General features: G+C 59.2%; 16 protein-coding genes and 1 tRNA gene. 6 read left to right on the plus strand and 11 right to left on the minus strand.

The annotated features are described in order from the left end of the window. The 3 genes from VGG64_01140 to VGG64_01150 form a co-directional block, all read right to left on the minus strand. The coding region (locus tag VGG64_01140; protein ID HEY1598175.1) for a hypothetical protein at positions 1 to 264 on the minus strand (264 nt) is incomplete at its 3' end. 273 nt (positions 265 to 537) lie between these two features. Next, the gene (locus VGG64_01145; GenBank protein ID HEY1598176.1) at positions 538 to 1,782 is read right to left on the minus strand and encodes a protein-L-isoaspartate(D-aspartate) O-methyltransferase; all 1,245 of its coding nucleotides are present in this window, start codon (positions 1,780 to 1,782) and stop codon (positions 538 to 540) included. A gap of 426 nt (positions 1,783 to 2,208) precedes the next feature. After that, the gene (locus VGG64_01150) at positions 2,209 to 4,008 is read right to left on the minus strand and encodes an arylsulfatase (protein HEY1598177.1); all 1,800 of its coding nucleotides are present in this window, start codon (positions 4,006 to 4,008) and stop codon (positions 2,209 to 2,211) included. Between the two features lie 468 nt (positions 4,009 to 4,476). Here VGG64_01150 and VGG64_01155 point away from each other — a divergent pair, with 468 nt between their 5' ends. Together VGG64_01155 and VGG64_01160 are read left to right on the plus strand one after the other, a co-directional pair. Further along, entirely contained in the window at positions 4,477 to 5,043 is a 567-nt protein-coding gene (locus VGG64_01155) for a TIGR03000 domain-containing protein (GenBank protein HEY1598178.1), read from the plus strand. Positions 5,044 to 5,361: 318 nt separating this feature from the next. Continuing rightward, positions 5,362 to 5,619 carry a hypothetical protein gene (locus VGG64_01160; GenBank protein ID HEY1598179.1) on the plus strand — a complete coding sequence of 86 codons (258 nt, stop codon included), beginning with the start codon at positions 5,362 to 5,364 and terminating at the stop codon, positions 5,617 to 5,619. A 1,065-nt stretch (positions 5,620 to 6,684) separates the two neighbouring features. Here VGG64_01160 and VGG64_01165 read toward each other — a convergent pair. After that, entirely contained in the window at positions 6,685 to 6,828 is a 144-nt protein-coding gene (locus VGG64_01165) for a hypothetical protein (GenBank protein HEY1598180.1), read from the minus strand. Between the two features lie 368 nt (positions 6,829 to 7,196). On the opposite strand from VGG64_01165, the gene VGG64_01170 reads away from it, so the two are divergent. The 3 genes from VGG64_01170 to VGG64_01180 all read left to right on the plus strand — a co-directional run bounded on the left by VGG64_01170 (position 7,197) and on the right by VGG64_01180 (position 8,268). Next, positions 7,197 to 7,634, plus strand: coding sequence for a hypothetical protein (locus VGG64_01170; protein HEY1598181.1), 438 nt, complete (start codon positions 7,197 to 7,199; stop codon positions 7,632 to 7,634). 158 nt (positions 7,635 to 7,792) lie between these two features. Then, positions 7,793 to 7,945 (plus strand): hypothetical protein, encoded by a 153-nt coding sequence (locus VGG64_01175; GenBank protein HEY1598182.1) that lies wholly within the window; start codon positions 7,793 to 7,795, stop codon positions 7,943 to 7,945. Between the two features lie 8 nt (positions 7,946 to 7,953). Beyond that, positions 7,954 to 8,268 carry a tyrosine-type recombinase/integrase gene (locus tag VGG64_01180; GenBank protein ID HEY1598183.1) on the plus strand — a complete coding sequence of 105 codons (315 nt, stop codon included), beginning with the start codon at positions 7,954 to 7,956 and terminating at the stop codon, positions 8,266 to 8,268. A 70-nt stretch (positions 8,269 to 8,338) separates the two neighbouring features. Here the strand turns inward: VGG64_01180 and VGG64_01185 are convergent. After that, positions 8,339 to 8,411 (minus strand) — tRNA-Phe (locus tag VGG64_01185). An 823-nt stretch (positions 8,412 to 9,234) separates the two neighbouring features. On the opposite strand from VGG64_01185, the gene VGG64_01190 reads away from it, so the two are divergent. Beyond that, positions 9,235 to 9,438: a hypothetical protein gene (locus VGG64_01190; protein HEY1598184.1), complete on the plus strand. Its 204-nt coding sequence runs from the start codon at positions 9,235 to 9,237 to the stop codon at positions 9,436 to 9,438. Between the two features lie 69 nt (positions 9,439 to 9,507). Here the strand turns inward: VGG64_01190 and VGG64_01195 are convergent, their stop codons facing one another. From VGG64_01195 to VGG64_01220, 6 genes are all read right to left on the minus strand, one after another. Then, a complete protein-coding gene (locus VGG64_01195; GenBank protein ID HEY1598185.1) occupies positions 9,508 to 9,921 on the minus strand; it encodes a hypothetical protein in 414 nt (137 codons plus the stop codon). Positions 9,922 to 10,204: 283 nt separating this feature from the next. Next, positions 10,205 to 10,675 carry a hypothetical protein gene (locus VGG64_01200; GenBank protein ID HEY1598186.1) on the minus strand — a complete coding sequence of 157 codons (471 nt, stop codon included), beginning with the start codon at positions 10,673 to 10,675 and terminating at the stop codon, positions 10,205 to 10,207. A gap of 377 nt (positions 10,676 to 11,052) precedes the next feature. After that, on the minus strand, positions 11,053 to 11,406 hold the full coding sequence (locus tag VGG64_01205) for a hypothetical protein (protein HEY1598187.1): 354 nt from the start codon (positions 11,404 to 11,406) through the stop codon (positions 11,053 to 11,055). A 414-nt stretch (positions 11,407 to 11,820) separates the two neighbouring features. Continuing rightward, a complete protein-coding gene (locus VGG64_01210; GenBank protein HEY1598188.1) occupies positions 11,821 to 12,990 on the minus strand; it encodes a dockerin type I domain-containing protein in 1,170 nt (389 codons plus the stop codon). Between the two features lie 40 nt (positions 12,991 to 13,030). Next, complete coding sequence (locus tag VGG64_01215; protein HEY1598189.1) at positions 13,031 to 14,182, minus strand: NHL repeat-containing protein; 1,152 nt, start codon at positions 14,180 to 14,182, stop codon at positions 13,031 to 13,033. A 350-nt stretch (positions 14,183 to 14,532) separates the two neighbouring features. After that, the gene (locus VGG64_01220) at positions 14,533 to 15,174 is read right to left on the minus strand and encodes a hypothetical protein (protein HEY1598190.1); all 642 of its coding nucleotides are present in this window, start codon (positions 15,172 to 15,174) and stop codon (positions 14,533 to 14,535) included. Between the last annotated feature and the right edge of the window lie 439 nt (positions 15,175 to 15,613).

Below are 15,613 nucleotides of genomic sequence, written 5' to 3' on the forward strand. Positions count from 1 at the left end.
GGTCGGCTGACGCAGATCGCCCGGTACCTCGGCCAGTGCCTGCGCCCGCAACGCCCGCAACTTGTTCAGATTATCCCGCTCGGCATTGAGCAACACACCATGCGCATCAATCGAGATACCACCCACGGCCTGACCTATGAAGCCCCCGCCGATAAGCCCCGTTTGCGCAGCAACAGGATGCGTACAAATGACGGCCAGGATCGCGCCCAATGTCGCAGTGCAAAATAACGCACGTCTAGCAGTAGAAAGGACTCGGCTATACATCGCTCTTCTCCTGCAAAGCCAAGCTTGCGCGCTTGATTGACCGCCTGTTGTCAACATCCCGTGATCGGTCACGTGGGGGAAACGAGTTCACACGTTCGACCGACAATGCTGGCGGCGAGGCGGTTATCGGCAACTACCCTTAGAACCGTCACCCGCCGCTTCATTTAATCTAACTTCGCGGCACCGGCGGTCGCAATACGCCAAATGTCAGTCAAAAGGGCGCGTTCCCGCGGATTGCCGTGCAAAAGCGAGGGGCGGGCTGCTTGGGAATCCTCATTTTTCGGAGGACGAGAACGTCATCTGGATATCGTCGTACGAGACCTCGCCCGTCCCGCCGATCAGCCCGATGTTGACGATGGCCTCGCGGGCCGAGGGCGGCACCTTGAGCTTGCCGGTCTTGTTCTGCCAGCTGAACGAACCACTCCAGGGGCCCAGCGCCACGTTCCCGGCTGGCGCGCGGTTCTCATTGAGAAAGATGATGGCAAACTGCGGGAGTTGGTCAGGGGCGATGCCAACGGCCACGTCGCTGGCCTTCACCATACAGGAAACATACAACGTGCGAATTTTGCGACCGTCGATGGCGAATCCTTGCAGGGCCCGGCAGCTGCGGCCTGGCTCTTCGTTTCTGAAAGTGGCGTAGCACTTCTCGTGGGGGGCGTCATCGGCCTGGACGACTTTCATCTGCCGAACGTAATACCAGCCAGTTGGCTCGCCGCTTTCCGGAAGCACTTCCTCGAAGCTTGGGTTAGTCAGCGCAGGGTGCAACGGGTCGGCCTTTACCTGGCGCCTGTCAGCAGCCTGGCCCGTCATAGGAACGAACAGTGTCGGCCGCAGGGCCTCGCTCACGAGTTGGCCGTTCTCTTTCTTCAGCAAGTGAAACACCTGCTGATAGGGCTCGCCCACGGGTACGATCATCCGCCCTCCTTCTCTGAGCTGATCGACGAGCGGGCGGGGCACCTTTTCCGGCGAGCAGGTCACGATGATCTTGTCGAAGGGTGCCTTTTCCGGCCAGCCAAGATAGCCGTCGCCCAGCTTGGTGAACACATTGCTATAGTTCAGGCGTTTCAGCGTCCGCTCGGCGCGCTTGCCGAGCTTTTCGACGATCTCGATCGAATAAACTTCCTTTACCAATGGGCTAAGTACCGCGGCTTGATATCCGCTGCCCGTGCCGATTTCGAGCACGACATCGCTTGGCTGTGGATCGAGTTGATCGGTCATATAGGCCACGAGCATCGGCGGGGTAAGAGTTTGGTGCTCGCCGAGCGGCAAAGACATGTCGAGATAGGCCTTATCGAACAACTTGGGGGGCGCAAACTCATGCCGTGGCGTGATGCTCATCGTCTGGATGACGCGCGAATTGGTAATGCCCGCTCCAATCACGTCATCTGTGACCATGCGACGACGAGCTTGTTCGATCGATTCCGGAGAGCGGTCGCTGGCAACCGCCGACGAGGGACAAACGCCGCAAATCGTCAAAACGATCGAAGCGAGCACAAGAAAAAAGACACGGACGTTCATGAATTTCAGTCCCGGTTAGTCGATGGTCATGAAAATTGGTTCCGTCCGGGAGTGCGCTTTCCTCGATCCGATCGTATCCGTTCACAGCTTTCAGTATAATTAGGGTGAATGAAGGGGTGGTAAATGAATGCGCTGGCCCGGCGCTCCGCGCCGGCGAAACTTCGCGGAACCTGTCCGCTGTCGACAAGGCTGCATCCTTATAATCGTTAGAACCCCTGCCAGGGCCACGCGTTCTTGGGGTCGGAAAGCGTTTCTTTTCATGCACTTTGTGCCGACCCGCTCGTTATGCCGAGGGCGATTGTTAGCTTTCATCTGCGCCCGCTCGACTGTTAGCCCCTTGATCCTCTTTGGCCCGACCGGACGCTTAAGCGTTGGGCTTCTTTTGGTTCTCGCGCAGGGAAGGTTCCAGGCCCAGGCATGGCCGTACTATGGCTTTGGCCGGGTTCCTTCTTGTGCTCGTTGACGCGCGTTGCGGATATCGTTTAGCACTTGTTCCATAATCGTCGTTGGGTTGAAACTCGGAGGGAATGATCGCGGCGGAAACTCTTTGAACGTTGTCGCGAACCTTACCACGTCATCCATGGCTCCGTAGATGTTTCCGATATGATCGAGCTGCCAGTCCCAAAACGTGTTGGACGTGATGTCCGCTCGTTCGAAGGGATCCTGGAACAGGTTGTAGATCTTCTGCAGCCGGAGCTTTGTGAACGGCTCGGCCCAGACTCCCATCGTGCCGGCGAGACGCTGCTCGGCAAAGCTGTACTTGTAGTCCCCTTGCCGCAGGGCGACGAGCAGCCCATCGTCGTCAGAGTAGAAGAATTTGTCCCGCGCGCGCTTCGCTCCTCGATCGTTCCGGACCGTCCCGCGGACCGCACCGAGGAAGGCTGACTGATCGTACCCGTCCAAGTGGACCTTGTATTTGACTCCGTTGGCGGTGTAACCCTTCGCGCATTTGCCGACGATGTCGGGCTCGCCCGCGATGGCGCATAACGTGGGAACCCAGTCGTTGTGGCTCATGAGTTCGTTGGTCACCGTGCCCGCCTTGATGACACTCGGCCAGCGGACCAGGCAAGGGACCCGGAAGGCCCCCTCCCAGTTCGTGTTTTTCTCCGAGCGAAAATGTGTCATCGCGCCGTCGGGCCAGGTATTCATGTGCGGGCCATTGTCGCTGGTGTAGACCACGACCGTGTCGTTGGCAATTCCCAGGTCGTCGAGGGTCTTGAGGAGCGAGCCGATGGTCTCGTCATGCTCGATCATGCCGTCGACGTACTCGCTGTCGCCGTGTTGATATCGGCCGCGATGTTCTTTGCGGACGTGCGTCCGCAGGTGCATGCGCGTCGAGTTGTACCAGACAAAAAAGGATTTGCCGGCAGCCTTTTGCCGCTTCATATAATCGATGGCCGCGGCGGACGTTTCATCATCGATCGTTTCCATCCGCTTTTTGGTCAGCGCGCCGGTATCTTCGATCGTTTGCTTTCCGATCTTGCCAAAACGTGGGTCGACGGTGGGGTCGTCCTTGTCCGCGGCCTTACACCTGAGCACGCCGCGAGGACCGAACTTGGCGAGATAGGTCGGGTCTTTGGGGTAGTCGGGGAGCTCGGGCTCTTCCTCAGCATTGAGATGGTAGAGATTGCCGAAAAACTCGTCGAATCCGTTTACCGTTGGCAGCGATTCGTTGCGATCACCGACGTGGTTCTTGCCAAACTGCCCGGTTGCGTATCCAAGGCTCTTGAGCAGCCCACCCACACTCGGATCGAGTTGACTCATGCCCATCGGCGCGCCCGGGAATCCCACCTTCGTGAGCCCGGTGCGAATGCCATGCTGGCCGGTGAGAAATGCCGCCCGGCCCGCCGTACACGACTGCTCGCCATAGTAATGAAGAAACCGCAGCCCTTCGGCGGCGATGCGGTCGATGTTGGGCGTGACGTAGCCCATGAGGCCGTCGCTGTAGCAACTGCGATTGGTAATTCCAATATCGTCGCCGAAAATGACCAGGATGTTCGGCTTGTTGTTTCCTTTCGCTGTCGCGTCGGCCGATTTCTGCCTCGCCCCCTCGTTCTGTGCCAAAAGGTAGTCGCCACTCGTGCCAGCCGATCGCTCGGTATCGAGGGCCGGCGACTCGTCCCGGGCGTGGGTCGTGCGGGTCAGATCAACCGCGGCCAGCAGCCACGCAAAAAAAGCGCCGGTCAAAATCAGTGTCGCCGCGGATCGCAATATCTTCGTGTTCATGTTGTTCACTCCGTGCAACAACAAGTTCTGATCAGCAGATTTGGCAAATACGCCAGGATCGGGATTCGCGACTCATTGTAGACTTCGAGCCATTTTCTGTCTCATATTGCAGGCACCCATCGCGATGGCGAGGTAGGGTTTTCAAGGGGCGTGTGGATCCTCTATAGACCACTTGGCGATCACGTGCGGCGTCATGCTGGCCGACGTTGCCAAGATCAGTTTGAGAGCAAATCAAGCACCTGGACTACCGGGCCGCCGGTCGGCAAAAAAACGTCTCGGGCCGCCCATTTGCTGTAGCTTTCGTCAGCCAGGCCATAATCCTTGTCCCGCGGAATTCAGCGTATTATGCTGGCCGCATGGCCACGCCTGGTCCGGACTTGTTGCCGTGCAAGAGGGAACAGAAATTGCACGCGATAGCGCTGGGAGTGAAGCAACTAGTAAACAGAAACACTTCGTGGAGGTAGTAACATGTTGCAACATGCACTGAGGATGAGTCTTCTCGTTGTGGTTCTGGGGTTTGTCGCCCAAGACGTACATGCCTTTGGTCGTTGTGGCGGGTGGGGGCGGGGTTGCGGCGGCTGCGGCTACGGATACGGCGGCGGCGGCTATGGTTACGGTGGCTACGGGTATGGCGGTTACGGGTACGGCGGCTACTACGGCGGTTGGGGCTACAACGGCGGCTACGGCTATAGTGGATACCTCGGTAGCGTAAACGGCGAGTCGCCGTCCCCCGCGGGCACCTCTCAGCTTGCCTCTGATCGCGCCACGTTGACGGTTCTTGTGCCGGCTGACGCCAAGGTGTTCGTTAACGGCCTGCCGACCAAGAGCACTGGCGAAAGCCGCCGGTTTATTTCTACCGGCCTGCAGCCCATGGCCTTCTATCCTTACAAAGTGCGCGCCGAATTCATGTTTGACGGCAAACTCGTCAGCGAGGAAAAGATCATCCAGTTGACCGCCGGACAGACGGGCTCACTCGCATTCGACCCGCCACCAGCGACCAAAGTGGCCGACGTCGGGGCGGCCGCACAGCGCTAATTGCTAAATTAGGTACGACGCTTTCGCTCGCGTCTCGTGCGAAAACGTTGCTGCCCCCAACGTCAGAAGTCAGAACACCCTTAAGCGACGGGCGATCCGCCGCTTAAGGGTGTTTTTCATTTGTTAGATTCGACCGCAGAATAGTGCTTGTGAGTGGGGCCATCATGCGTCCGTATAGAGAGGGGCGCACGTCGAATCGTTCCCTGTCCATGCACAGCCGCATAGTGACGACGATGAAGACGTTGACGTCCCAATAGCACCAGGGGCCTCGTTGCAGGCGATATCGCGCAGGCTACGGCACTGGCCAGGAAACTGGAAATGCTGGACGCGGAAGCGGCCAATCGCAAAAAGATAGCGGACGAATTCTCCAAGATGCAGCAGCAGGCCAAGGCCACCATCGCAGGCGTGGCGACGTCTGTCGAAACGCTAGCCGAGAAAATCAAGGAGCTGAACAAGCCCCGCGAAGCCGGCCTGATCCGCCAAAAGACTGACGCGCCGAGAAGAAGTTGCATGATGAAATCGGCGACAAAAAGCAGAAGTGCGCAGAACAGGGGGGGGCGCCTTGATAAAGGGTAGTCAGGCCGACACGTGTTGTTGTTATCCTGCGGCATGTCGGCGGCTGGATCCGGAATAATGTGGTCCACAGTCGAGCCAAACAGTCCACCTCCAAAGATCAAAGCATAATCGCGTGGCTGCAATAGGACGGATAGCGGGGTCGACATGTCTTCCCCGGTCCTGGGCGGCGAAAACACCGTTACAGCGAGTGGCTGCAAAGCCAATGGCTTGCCCGTTGGAAACCCGCCGGCGCCGAGCGCCGCAATGGCACCGAAAATTGTCGCGGTGGAATTTGGGTCTTGTATCAGATCGCCGCCAATGTGCTCGACCAGCACGGGTTCAGCCAAGTGAAATCTAGCGCCAAGGAGTTGGTCGTTTTCAATTGGCCAATAGCCAGCTCCGAGCGATCCGTACGACGCCGTTGTCGACGACTCGAAGACGAGCGCCGCTGTTCCTGTGACTGGCGCGACACATAAAACACTGTACCAGACGATTGGCCTGACCATTGGAAGGTCCACCATGACCAGTTGCGTTGCAGGCGCGAGGAAATCTCCCACATCGGGCGCGTCGCGGCTAGATCGGGCGAGACTGTGCCAGCATCGCATTTGCCCGCGGCGCTCGCGCATCCTGGGGGCGTCAGGTTGCGGCGTTCAAAGGAAGCGAGCCGCTGCCAGAGGCAATAACTGGCGGGCGATGCGTGTCGGCGGCTCTGACCCGCGAACGCAGTGGGACGCGGGTCGCCAGATGATAGCAAGATAGAGCGCATAAAAAGGTCACCAGGTGGGGCAGGAACCTGGCGACCAGTTCCCGGGGAATCGCACCACCGGGCGAAGGTTATTTAGATTCGGCTTGGCGAGTTGTCAAACTCTGCTCGAAAAATGCTCGCCTTGGTCGACCAACGTGCAGCGTGCTGGCGGAGATTGTTGCAACGCACGGTGAATTAACATCGGCCCTGGCTGCTGGACTCGGTTAACGGCCGGCAAAGCGGCCGCGGTGCTTGATACCACCGACGGGCCACCGACCCACCCGATGCCGGATGGATTCGCGCCGGCGCAGGACTTTGTTTCGAACAAACGCCAGCAGAAATTAAGCCCCACTTTGACCCATGAGGGCGCCAGCGGCGACAGCGATCACGAACAAGGCCATGACGATAAACGGGAGCCAGCGATCGTTTTCCTCGCCAAACAAAGTGTAGTCCATCTCGATCTCGCCCTTGGATTTCCATCTCAAGTCGCACGTTCGTTGAGTACAGGAAATGCAACGCAAGCGCATTCCGCGTGAAGCACAAGGTGGGGGTATACGTACACCTGGTTCGATCGGTTTACGTCTGTTTTTACAGTGTTTTGGCTCGGCCCGTCCGCGCATCAAAAACGCCTTCCGATTTTGCACTAGTAATTATCTGCCTGGGTTATCGATCAGCTAAAAGAAGCGAGTTTCTCAGGATGGGGCACGACCTGAACGCGTCTGACCCGGCCGTTTCCAATCATCAGCTCTTTGTTATCAGTGCTGCAAGCGACATTGCGAGAAAGTAACGGCGAGTAGCCTGGTGGCCGAGAACGGGTGACACATGCAAGCCTGGCTATTCCAAGAGGAACGTTATGTCTCTGAAATCGGCGACAAAGCCCAATGGCTCGTGGGGTGGTACGTCGATGGCAAGCAAAAGCGCAAGCTTGTCGGCGGCAAAAACAGCCGCGGAGCGAGTTGCCCGCAAGATCGAGGGCCAACTCGCGGCGGGAACTTACCTCGCCGTAAGCAAGCGGACCTGGAAGGAGTTTCGCGAAGCCCTCGACATTAAAATTCTTGCGGCGATGGAGCCCGCCACGAAGAGCACCACCGAAACGGCGGTAAAGCATTTCGAGCGAACGATTAGGCCGGGCATGGTCGCGGCATTAACGACGGATCGCGTGGCAGAATACGTGGCCGTGCGACGACAGGAGAAGAGGTCGAAGGCTGAGGACGCAACCGCCGTCTCGCCCGCCAAAATTAATCGCGAGCTGCGCAAAATCAGCGCTTCGCTGAACATTGCACACGATTGAAGTTGGTTGCCAAAGAAACCGAAGGTACGGCTGCTTCGAGAGCCTGTGAAGCTTCCCACGCACGTAGATCCGGAGACGTTTGCGAAACTCTACGCGGCCTGTGACGACGGGTCCATGCTAGCGTCCCAAATGTCACGGCTGGCGATTGGTGGCGTGCCTTGCCCGTCATGGCCTACATGGCCGGTTGGCGGATTTCGGAACTGATGAAGCTACGGCGAGACGACGTCGACCTGGAGCGTGCCACTGCGTTGACCCGGGCCACGGATAACAAAGATCGACGAGATGTCTGGCGCCGTTACACGACCTCGTAGTCGACCATTTGAAGCGTCTAGTGGGCTTCTCGAACCTTATGTTCCCGTGGCCGTATGATCGCCGCACGCTGTGGGTCGAGTTCTATCGAACCCAGACCGCCGCGAAGGTCAGACCGGACGGGAAAGAGCACTACGGGTTCCACGACTTGCGCAGACCGTTTGCCACGATGAACGCAGCCAACACGACAGCCGACGCATTGCAGCAGTTGCTGCGACACAAGAGCTACACCGCAACGCAGAAGTACATTGCGATGGGCCGGCAGATGAACCCGGCGTTAGCGGCGCCGTTCGTGCCCGAATTGAAGACTGTCGGCTCGGCGTAATCCTGGATTTATCCTGGATTCGAGTCGCGGCCAAGTGTCTCGAATATGCGTAAGTCCTTGCGCTGCCTAGTGGACAGGGCGGGGGTTGAACCCGCGACACCTGGATTTTCAGTCCAGTGCTCTACCAACTGAGCTACCTGTCCGACGCGATCCCTGACGCACCGATGCCGAAGTGCCGGGCAGGCGCTTTACTGCGGGTGCTGCGGGAAAGCAGTACGGCAATCTACGGAGCGGGTTGCCGATTGTCAATCGCACCCGCCTCTGCTCGGCGCCCCACAAACCCCACTGTGCAAACGAGTTCGGGGCTCGTGGCCAGTCGGCCCTCGCTGCCCGAAATGTGCGCGAGCCGGGCCGCATGCCGCGGCCTGTGCGAAAGGCATCGCTCGCGCGGCCAGGGTGGCGCCCGGTTGCCACGGCGTTCGTCTGCGAGCGGATGACGTGTGTCTGCATCGGGCCACATAATTCAAACGGGCGCACCGGCACCGCGTCTTTATGGCATGGCGGAGTCCAAGCCTGTTGTCTTGCGGCTTGTGTGCGATCCAACAATACGTGGATCACACCGTGACGTGCCCCGGTTGCATCTGCGAGTGCAGCGCCGCGTGACGAGCGGCACCAAGCCTGGCGTCAATGGCAGCCTCGCAGGTTCCGGCACTTGCACTATATTTGCATTTGCTTAAGCAGCCATTGGCAAATTGTGAAAAATCAAACGGCCGACCGAACCAAACGTGCCGGTAGCGTTTACCTCGGCCTGGTAAGCGAGGGGGTCACGACGGCAGGTAATTCGTGCATCTTCGCACGCGCAGATTCCTGCTCATCGTCGGCAACACCGCTTTGGTTCGTCGCAGGAATCCGACCGTTTGCGAGAAACGCTCGCTGGCCGGCAACTACCGGATGCACTACCAGCCACGCTCCACACCTGATCTACTCAGGGCTGGGGCTAAGCACGTGAACATAGGATTTCGACGCATGCCATTCTGCCGTTGCCCAAAGTGCAAGGTGCTCTTTACGGTCCAGGTCGACGACGAAAAGAAGTGGCGCGCCGAGAAGTGGCCCGACTACGCTGCCAGCGAGCTCGTCCCCGAGACGTGTGCGGCTTGTACAAAAAAGGCCCACGACCTCGAGATTGACGGAGAGGGTGGCGAGCAACTGCCGCAATTCGGCAAGTTCTAATCGCATCTTCATTGCGACCGATTTGCGCTCTGTCGACAAAGCGGCGTACAAGGCACATGTCGGCCGAACTCATTTCTCGGCCGTGGTTGGCGAAACGGATTGGGGCGCCCGCCGCGCTGGCTGCGTGTCGGTCCAGTCGAGCGACACGAATTCCAGTGTCGCCTCGGGAAACAGCACGCGGAGTTGATGCTCTGCCTCGGCGCTTTGCGCACCAGGCACAAGGCCGATGAAGGGAACGGTCTCGTCACCGAGAAAGCCTCTCCAAAAGGGAATCCGCACGTGTGCGTAAGGGTTATCAGAGCCCGCGAGCGGCGCACTCTTGTCGTCGAATGTCGTCACGATCGCGCCACGAGCACGCAGTGTCTCGATCATCGCCTGGCGCTGGTGAACAAGCGTCAATTCCCAGACGAACCACCATGCCCCGACCAAGAGTGTGGCCCCCAAACCTATCTGCAGCCAGCGGTGCCGGGAAGCTGGAATCATGCGGACCCGTCCGAACGTTTACGTTTCAACACGGACTCCCATCGGCGACGAAGTACAGTCTTATGACTGTCCGCAGTATACCGTCAGAGTTGCGCGCATATGCCCGTGCCAGGGTAAAGATATCGCGGCTGCGATCCCTGCTGACGGCGACGTAGCAGCTACGCGGGTACGTCCAACGCTGCCAGGACGAGCGATGTTGATCGGGCAGCCAGAAGGCAGCTGCTGCGGCGCTATACCGACACGCTACACGAAAACGCATCCCAGGAAACGCAGCGAGAATTCCTCACTCGCGGTCGGAGAGGAACTGGTCTTTTATAAACGTGTCCATTTCGGTGGTGCGGCATACGTCGCAGCGACGGCCCGAGCGATTGGCGGCGACCAGCACCGCTTGCATCAAGGCTGGCCAGATCGTATTCGCCTGGGTCGCTCCCTCTGCTTTGTCGGCCGCTGCTTCAACAGGTATCCGCAGGCCAAGCTCGATGCCAGCCGTGGGTGGTAGACCGTCCACGACCGCATCCGCGAACCGGCGCAATACCCGTAGCAAAGATGGTTTATTGAGGCTGTGGCCCGCGTCACGGCGCAGCAAACGCGGAATCGAGCAACTCGTAACCTGCTCCGTGTGCTGCGCGCCTTCGGCCCGAAGCTCGATCAACCCACCGCCCGACAAGTCGTAGGTAACCTTCAATGTTCCGCGATTCGGAATGCCAGCCGCGAAGGCGGCGCATTCCTCGAACGACTCGTGAAAATTAGACACAACCGCCCCCTCGCGTCGCCGATGCCGCGTAAATCCTATTGCTGTCATGGTCCGTTTATCCAAGGGTCGAGATTCAATAATCGCAAGTTGTGCGCCAACCGTGCGACGTGTTTCGAAATTCGCTTTAGGCGGGTTGCAGCGGTTGTTGACCGTCCCGGTGCGTCGGTTCTGCTAGAAAAACCGCATTGGGGGCAGGTGGAAATTGATCTTGCTAGCGTCAAGCTGAGCGAACAGCGATCAATAGCCGCTCTACCACCTCGCGTTCGGCACGAATTACCCGCGACGGTACGCTTGAATTCGTCGCAAGCAGCGCGCGTTCTACCGATTCGCTGTGTCTGAATTTTGACGAGTGCGTTAACGCCGCGCGCGGAAATCCGCTAGCGTATGTCGGTCGGCTTTCCGAGCGGCGCAAGCACGTCGAGGAGTTCCTTGATGGCAGCGATGTCGTCAAAATACCCAGGATCGCTCGGCACGCCCCGACGCTGCTCCATTTGGGCGCTGACAGGCGGCTTTCCTGTGGATTCCACAATGTCGTGGTACAACGCCCACGCATATTGGCTGGCGATCGATGAAATCGTAGCGCGGGCCGCGGCCGGACGCTGTTCGTCGTTGGCTTCACTGACCAGGTCGCGCAGCACGTTGGCAATCTGGCCTTGTCGCACGCTCGTTTCCATGATGCCCGTCTCCTGAGGGGTCTGATCGAGGACCTTGTAGTGCAATAGACGTACCACAGCAAACGATGTCCTGATGCTTTCATCCTATTCGCGTACGAACTGGCGAATCTGCCACAATCTGGCCTCGCCGGAAACGAGGCAACGTGCACCGCCGAGCATGCCGCCATGGCTGCCGCGATGCCGCACTCGCGCTCCAACGCGGTACGCCGGTCGAACCTCACACCCGCGGGCGGCGCGAGCCCTTTATCTCTACGATTTGGCCATTTGGCTGCCAGCAAGCGGCCTGGAAACGCACCTTCCGCCGACAAGTCGTTTTTGACCTATAGTTGAGTGGTTGCGGCGGCATCTTGCTCCGCGATGAACGCAGCCAAAGCCGCCGGGCGGTCACTCATCGCCCGCGCGGCTTTTATTGCGCCCGTAGCAATGCAATGTGCCGCGCGGGTAGCAACGCCGCGAAAACGTCGCACACATCTAGCGCCCGCAATTGCGCCGTCGTCCAACACACAGCGTGGCGCACGCCAACAGCGCTAAGGCGGCGGTCGTTGGCTCTGGCACTTGCGTGGCTGTTCCGCCGCCGACGGAGTGAAGCCAGTTACCGGCCACCAGGTTGATATCGAGCCCGTTGACGATTCCATCGCTATTCGCGTCTCCAGCAATGCCGGTGCCTGCTGCTAACCACTTGGTGGCGATCTGATTCACGTCCAATCCGTTGACGATACCGTCGGCATTGACGTCGCCGCTGATGGTCACGCTTAGATTGCCAGTTGTGTAGAGCTGCGACGCATTCCAAGACAACCCTGTCGCCAAGGCTGGCAGGTTTAATTGCGAGAAGGTACCGACTTCGCTCCCCCAGGTGAACAGGTGAAACACTTGACCGACATGCGGTGCGAACCCCGTCAGATTTACTTGCAATGTGCCATCGAGGCTGAGCTGGCCCGCGACGTCGATCTTGTCGTAGCCGCTACCCGCCGTCGCGCCGGCGATTTGTAAGGTAGTGATGTTCGTGTGTTGCAGCGCTACGTTGCCGCCGAAGGTCATGTCGACCGGAATGCTCGGCGCCAGCCCGCCAGCAAATGTTGCCGTGCCGGTTCCCGCCGTGCCGTGCTGGCCGTAGAACCCTCCTTGAAACGAAGCGCTCGATCCCGGGTCGATCGTGAACGTGCCGTTGTTAATGATCCCGCCGAAGAACGTGTGGCTTTGCGTGCCCGAGACTTCGATCGTGCCGCCGGTGCCGAGGTTGCTAACCAGGCTATACACGCTTGCCTGACCGGTGAACTGCACGCTGCCGCCATTAGCCAATCCAGCGGTCGTGCTGAGGGTGCCGCTTCCTTCGATCATTGAGCCCGGCCCGTTGCCGAGTAAACCCCGCACGTCCAACTCACCGCCATTGAGGCTTATCGTGCCGGAATTGACAGAGTTGTTGAACGCGATCAAATCGGAATTCGGTCCCACCAGTACCAGGCCATGATTGCTCAGGCCCGTCGTCGAGAATGTCGCTCCTTGTTCCACTTTGAATTCCGAGCTCGCATCGGCTACCGATACTGCACCGGCGAGCGCCACCGAGAGGGGCTGGCCGACGAAATCGGCTACGCCGCCGTTGCTGACCGTAATCGTGTTGGCGGTCAGGGCGCCGCCGGTCATCGTGAAGTTGGCGCTACTGCCTGTGCCATCGACCGTCAGACTACTGGTATTCAAAGTGCCCCCGGCCAGTGTCAGCGAGCCGCCATTGTTGACCGTTGTCGTCTGGCCGACGATCAGACCCTTGCTGGCATCCAGCGTCAGATTTGTTCCCAGTAATTGACCAGTTCCCACTGCGACGCTCGTCGGGCCGGTATTGGCATTGGTAAATGTATTCGTTCCAGGACCAGCTGGCGGGATCGAAAAAGCGGAACGCGCCATCGCTAACACCGCCACCGCCCGATTGCTGACCGCCGGCGTAGACCATTCCGGTAGGCGCTACCGAGACCGTAACTGCGTCGAATGGTTGGCCATTGATGGTCGCGGCAACCGTCTCCAAGTAGGTTCCGGTCGTCGAGAATACTTTGATGCCGGCCGCGATGTCGGCCACATAGACTAGCCCCGTGTTGCTGACCGCAACGCCTTCAGGTGTATTGAGCTGCCCTGGGCCAGATGCATCACCGATCGACGACTCATAACTCCCGCCCGCTGAAAACACCTCGACCCGATGATTGCTGCTGTCCGTCGCGTACAGATTCGCGCTGGTGGAATCAAGCGCCATCGCGCCGACGCCCGCAACGCCAAACTGTCCCGGTCCGGATCCGACGGATCCAAAGGATCCCAGCGACGGATACGTGGTGCCGTCGAACGCGGTGCTATAGACCTGAATCGTGCTGCTGTTCCCTACGTACAGTGAACCAGATGTGCTCGTTACGACGCCGGTCGGATCAACAATTCCTCCTGAACTTGGCAGGTCGCGCACAAAGCCACCGCCTGAATTAATCACGGCGACGTCTTCCGAATTATTCACCGAAACGTAATAGGTTCCGTCGGGGCCTATGTTTGAGTAACCTCCGCCGAGAGTTTTCGACGACAGCGCTGTCTGTAGATAGGTACCGTCGGCCGCATAGGTATTGGCAACGTTACTGTCGTCTGGAACCCCCTGAGTGACGACGATCTGTCCGTTCGGACCAACATTACTGACGTACAACGGCATCTGGACATAACCCGGACTGTTCACGGGCCCATTGGCGAATTGGTTCAACAACGTGAACTGCGCATAGCTGCTGCTAACGCCGGTGGCCAGCGCGATCGTGGATACGACGATGACAAATAAGACTCGGGGGAAGACGTCGCGGCTACGGTACACGCTCATAGTAGAGAAGCTCGTTGTTGTTGCCCGATTTTGTGGACGTTGTGTGTCATCGCCTCGGCAGGCTATCGATAAGCGAGCGCACGGGCAGTCTGCGGTCGTAATCGCCACTCGGTTGCAAATCGATGCCGCCGGCGGCTATCGCTGTTGCGGTAGATCGCCGCGCCGCGAGTGGATTAGGCTGGCCACCCAAGAGCCTAGATGCTGCTGGCACCCAGGGCAAGGCAAATGCACGTCGCAGTCCCAGAGATGCGACGAATGAAAAGGGGAGGCGCGCCGCATGCTTTCAGCATTTCGGCCCGAGTAAATGGCGAGCGCAGGTGTCGGCTACGGGGTGTCCCGTCAGGGCAGGTCTAATGGGCCGGCTGGCGCGCAGCGGGACTGGGAATGCTGCGGGGTAGCAGCCCTGGGGGCCGCAGGGTCGACCGTCCCACGTCGTCGTTTTCCAACTCGCCTGCCGTCGTGGCCGCTAGCGGCGGTAACCCGAGATACACGGCCCGGTGCGATACGGTCGACGAACCAACCAGCACGCGCGCATCACCGTCGCGCACCTTCCCATCGGCCAATTCGGACACGATATGTGCCGGCGAGGACGGCCGCTTCTTCAGTTGATCCATGCGATAGAGAACGGAAGTCAACGGAGGCAATCGTCGCGCGCCAAGCGAACTATCCGTCGTCAGCGTTCCGCCTTGCACGGCGCTAGTCAATTGAATGCCGCTTCCCACCTTGTTTGCATTCCGCTGCGGCACGAATGCCGCCGGCAACGATTGCCGATCAGGCCAACTGGCCGCCAGACGATTCGTGGCCGTGGGCGACGTGCGCGGCGTGTCCGCATGCGATCGGACAGAAGTCGTCAGTGGGGGCAAACGACGAACGCGCAGCGTCTCGTCCGATTCCTGCGCCTGGGCCAACTCTGCCCATACCGCTCCGCACAGCAGCGCTATGGCGCCGTACCTCAGCAGCGACCAAGCGGTGAATAATCGAGAAGACTTCATAGTCAAAAGCTTCACCGACGGGAGGCTGACGAGTAACTGACTGTTTCCACCACCGGGCCGATCGCGTCGTGTGACTCATCGCGATCAAGCGATGGTCCCTCTTGCCGATCGGGCAAGATCGACGAGTTATACGAGCAGTATCGGCCAAAGCGGATTTGCGGCTGGACTGCGTTACCGACAGATCACGATCGTCGTAACGCCGCGCAAAGAGGGCAAACTTTACCGTCGCCAAAGGGCATATGCCTGGCGCAACGCTGTCACTCGCTGGGCGTTAAACTCTGACTAGTTTGCCACGCCCAGACGACTATGCCAGCGGTCTGGACCAACGGCACAGGTACGTTTCGGCTACCCTGGCCAATTCTTTGGGGGGGCAGATCGTGTTTCATGGTGCCAGCCGGGGCCGGATTGCCACGACGATTTCAGCAGTCACAATAGGGCC

Source organism: Pirellulales bacterium (assembly GCA_036490175.1).
Lineage (GTDB): Bacteria > Planctomycetota > Planctomycetia > Pirellulales > JACPPG01 > JACPPG01.

Bases quoted from the DNA above. Each gene is read 5' to 3' on its own strand.
- VGG64_01145 (HEY1598176.1), bottom strand. From the start codon at position 1,782: ATGAACGTCCGTGTCTTTTTTCTTGTGCTCGCTTCGATCGTTTTGACG.
- VGG64_01150 (HEY1598177.1), bottom strand. From the start codon at position 4,008: ATGAACACGAAGATATTGCGATCCGCGGCGACACTGATTTTGACCGGC.
- VGG64_01155 (HEY1598178.1), top strand. From the start codon at position 4,477: ATGTTGCAACATGCACTGAGGATGAGTCTTCTCGTTGTGGTTCTGGGG.
- VGG64_01160 (HEY1598179.1), top strand. From the start codon at position 5,362: ATGCTGGACGCGGAAGCGGCCAATCGCAAAAAGATAGCGGACGAATTC.
- VGG64_01170 (HEY1598181.1), top strand. From the start codon at position 7,197: ATGTCTCTGAAATCGGCGACAAAGCCCAATGGCTCGTGGGGTGGTACG.
- VGG64_01190 (HEY1598184.1), top strand. From the start codon at position 9,235: ATGCCATTCTGCCGTTGCCCAAAGTGCAAGGTGCTCTTTACGGTCCAG.
- VGG64_01195 (HEY1598185.1), bottom strand. From the start codon at position 9,921: ATGATTCCAGCTTCCCGGCACCGCTGGCTGCAGATAGGTTTGGGGGCC.
- VGG64_01210 (HEY1598188.1), bottom strand. From the start codon at position 12,990: ATGACCGGCGGCGCCCTGACCGCCAACACGATTACGGTCAGCAACGGC.
- VGG64_01215 (HEY1598189.1), bottom strand. From the start codon at position 14,182: ATGAGCGTGTACCGTAGCCGCGACGTCTTCCCCCGAGTCTTATTTGTC.
- VGG64_01220 (HEY1598190.1), bottom strand. From the start codon at position 15,174: ATGAAGTCTTCTCGATTATTCACCGCTTGGTCGCTGCTGAGGTACGGC.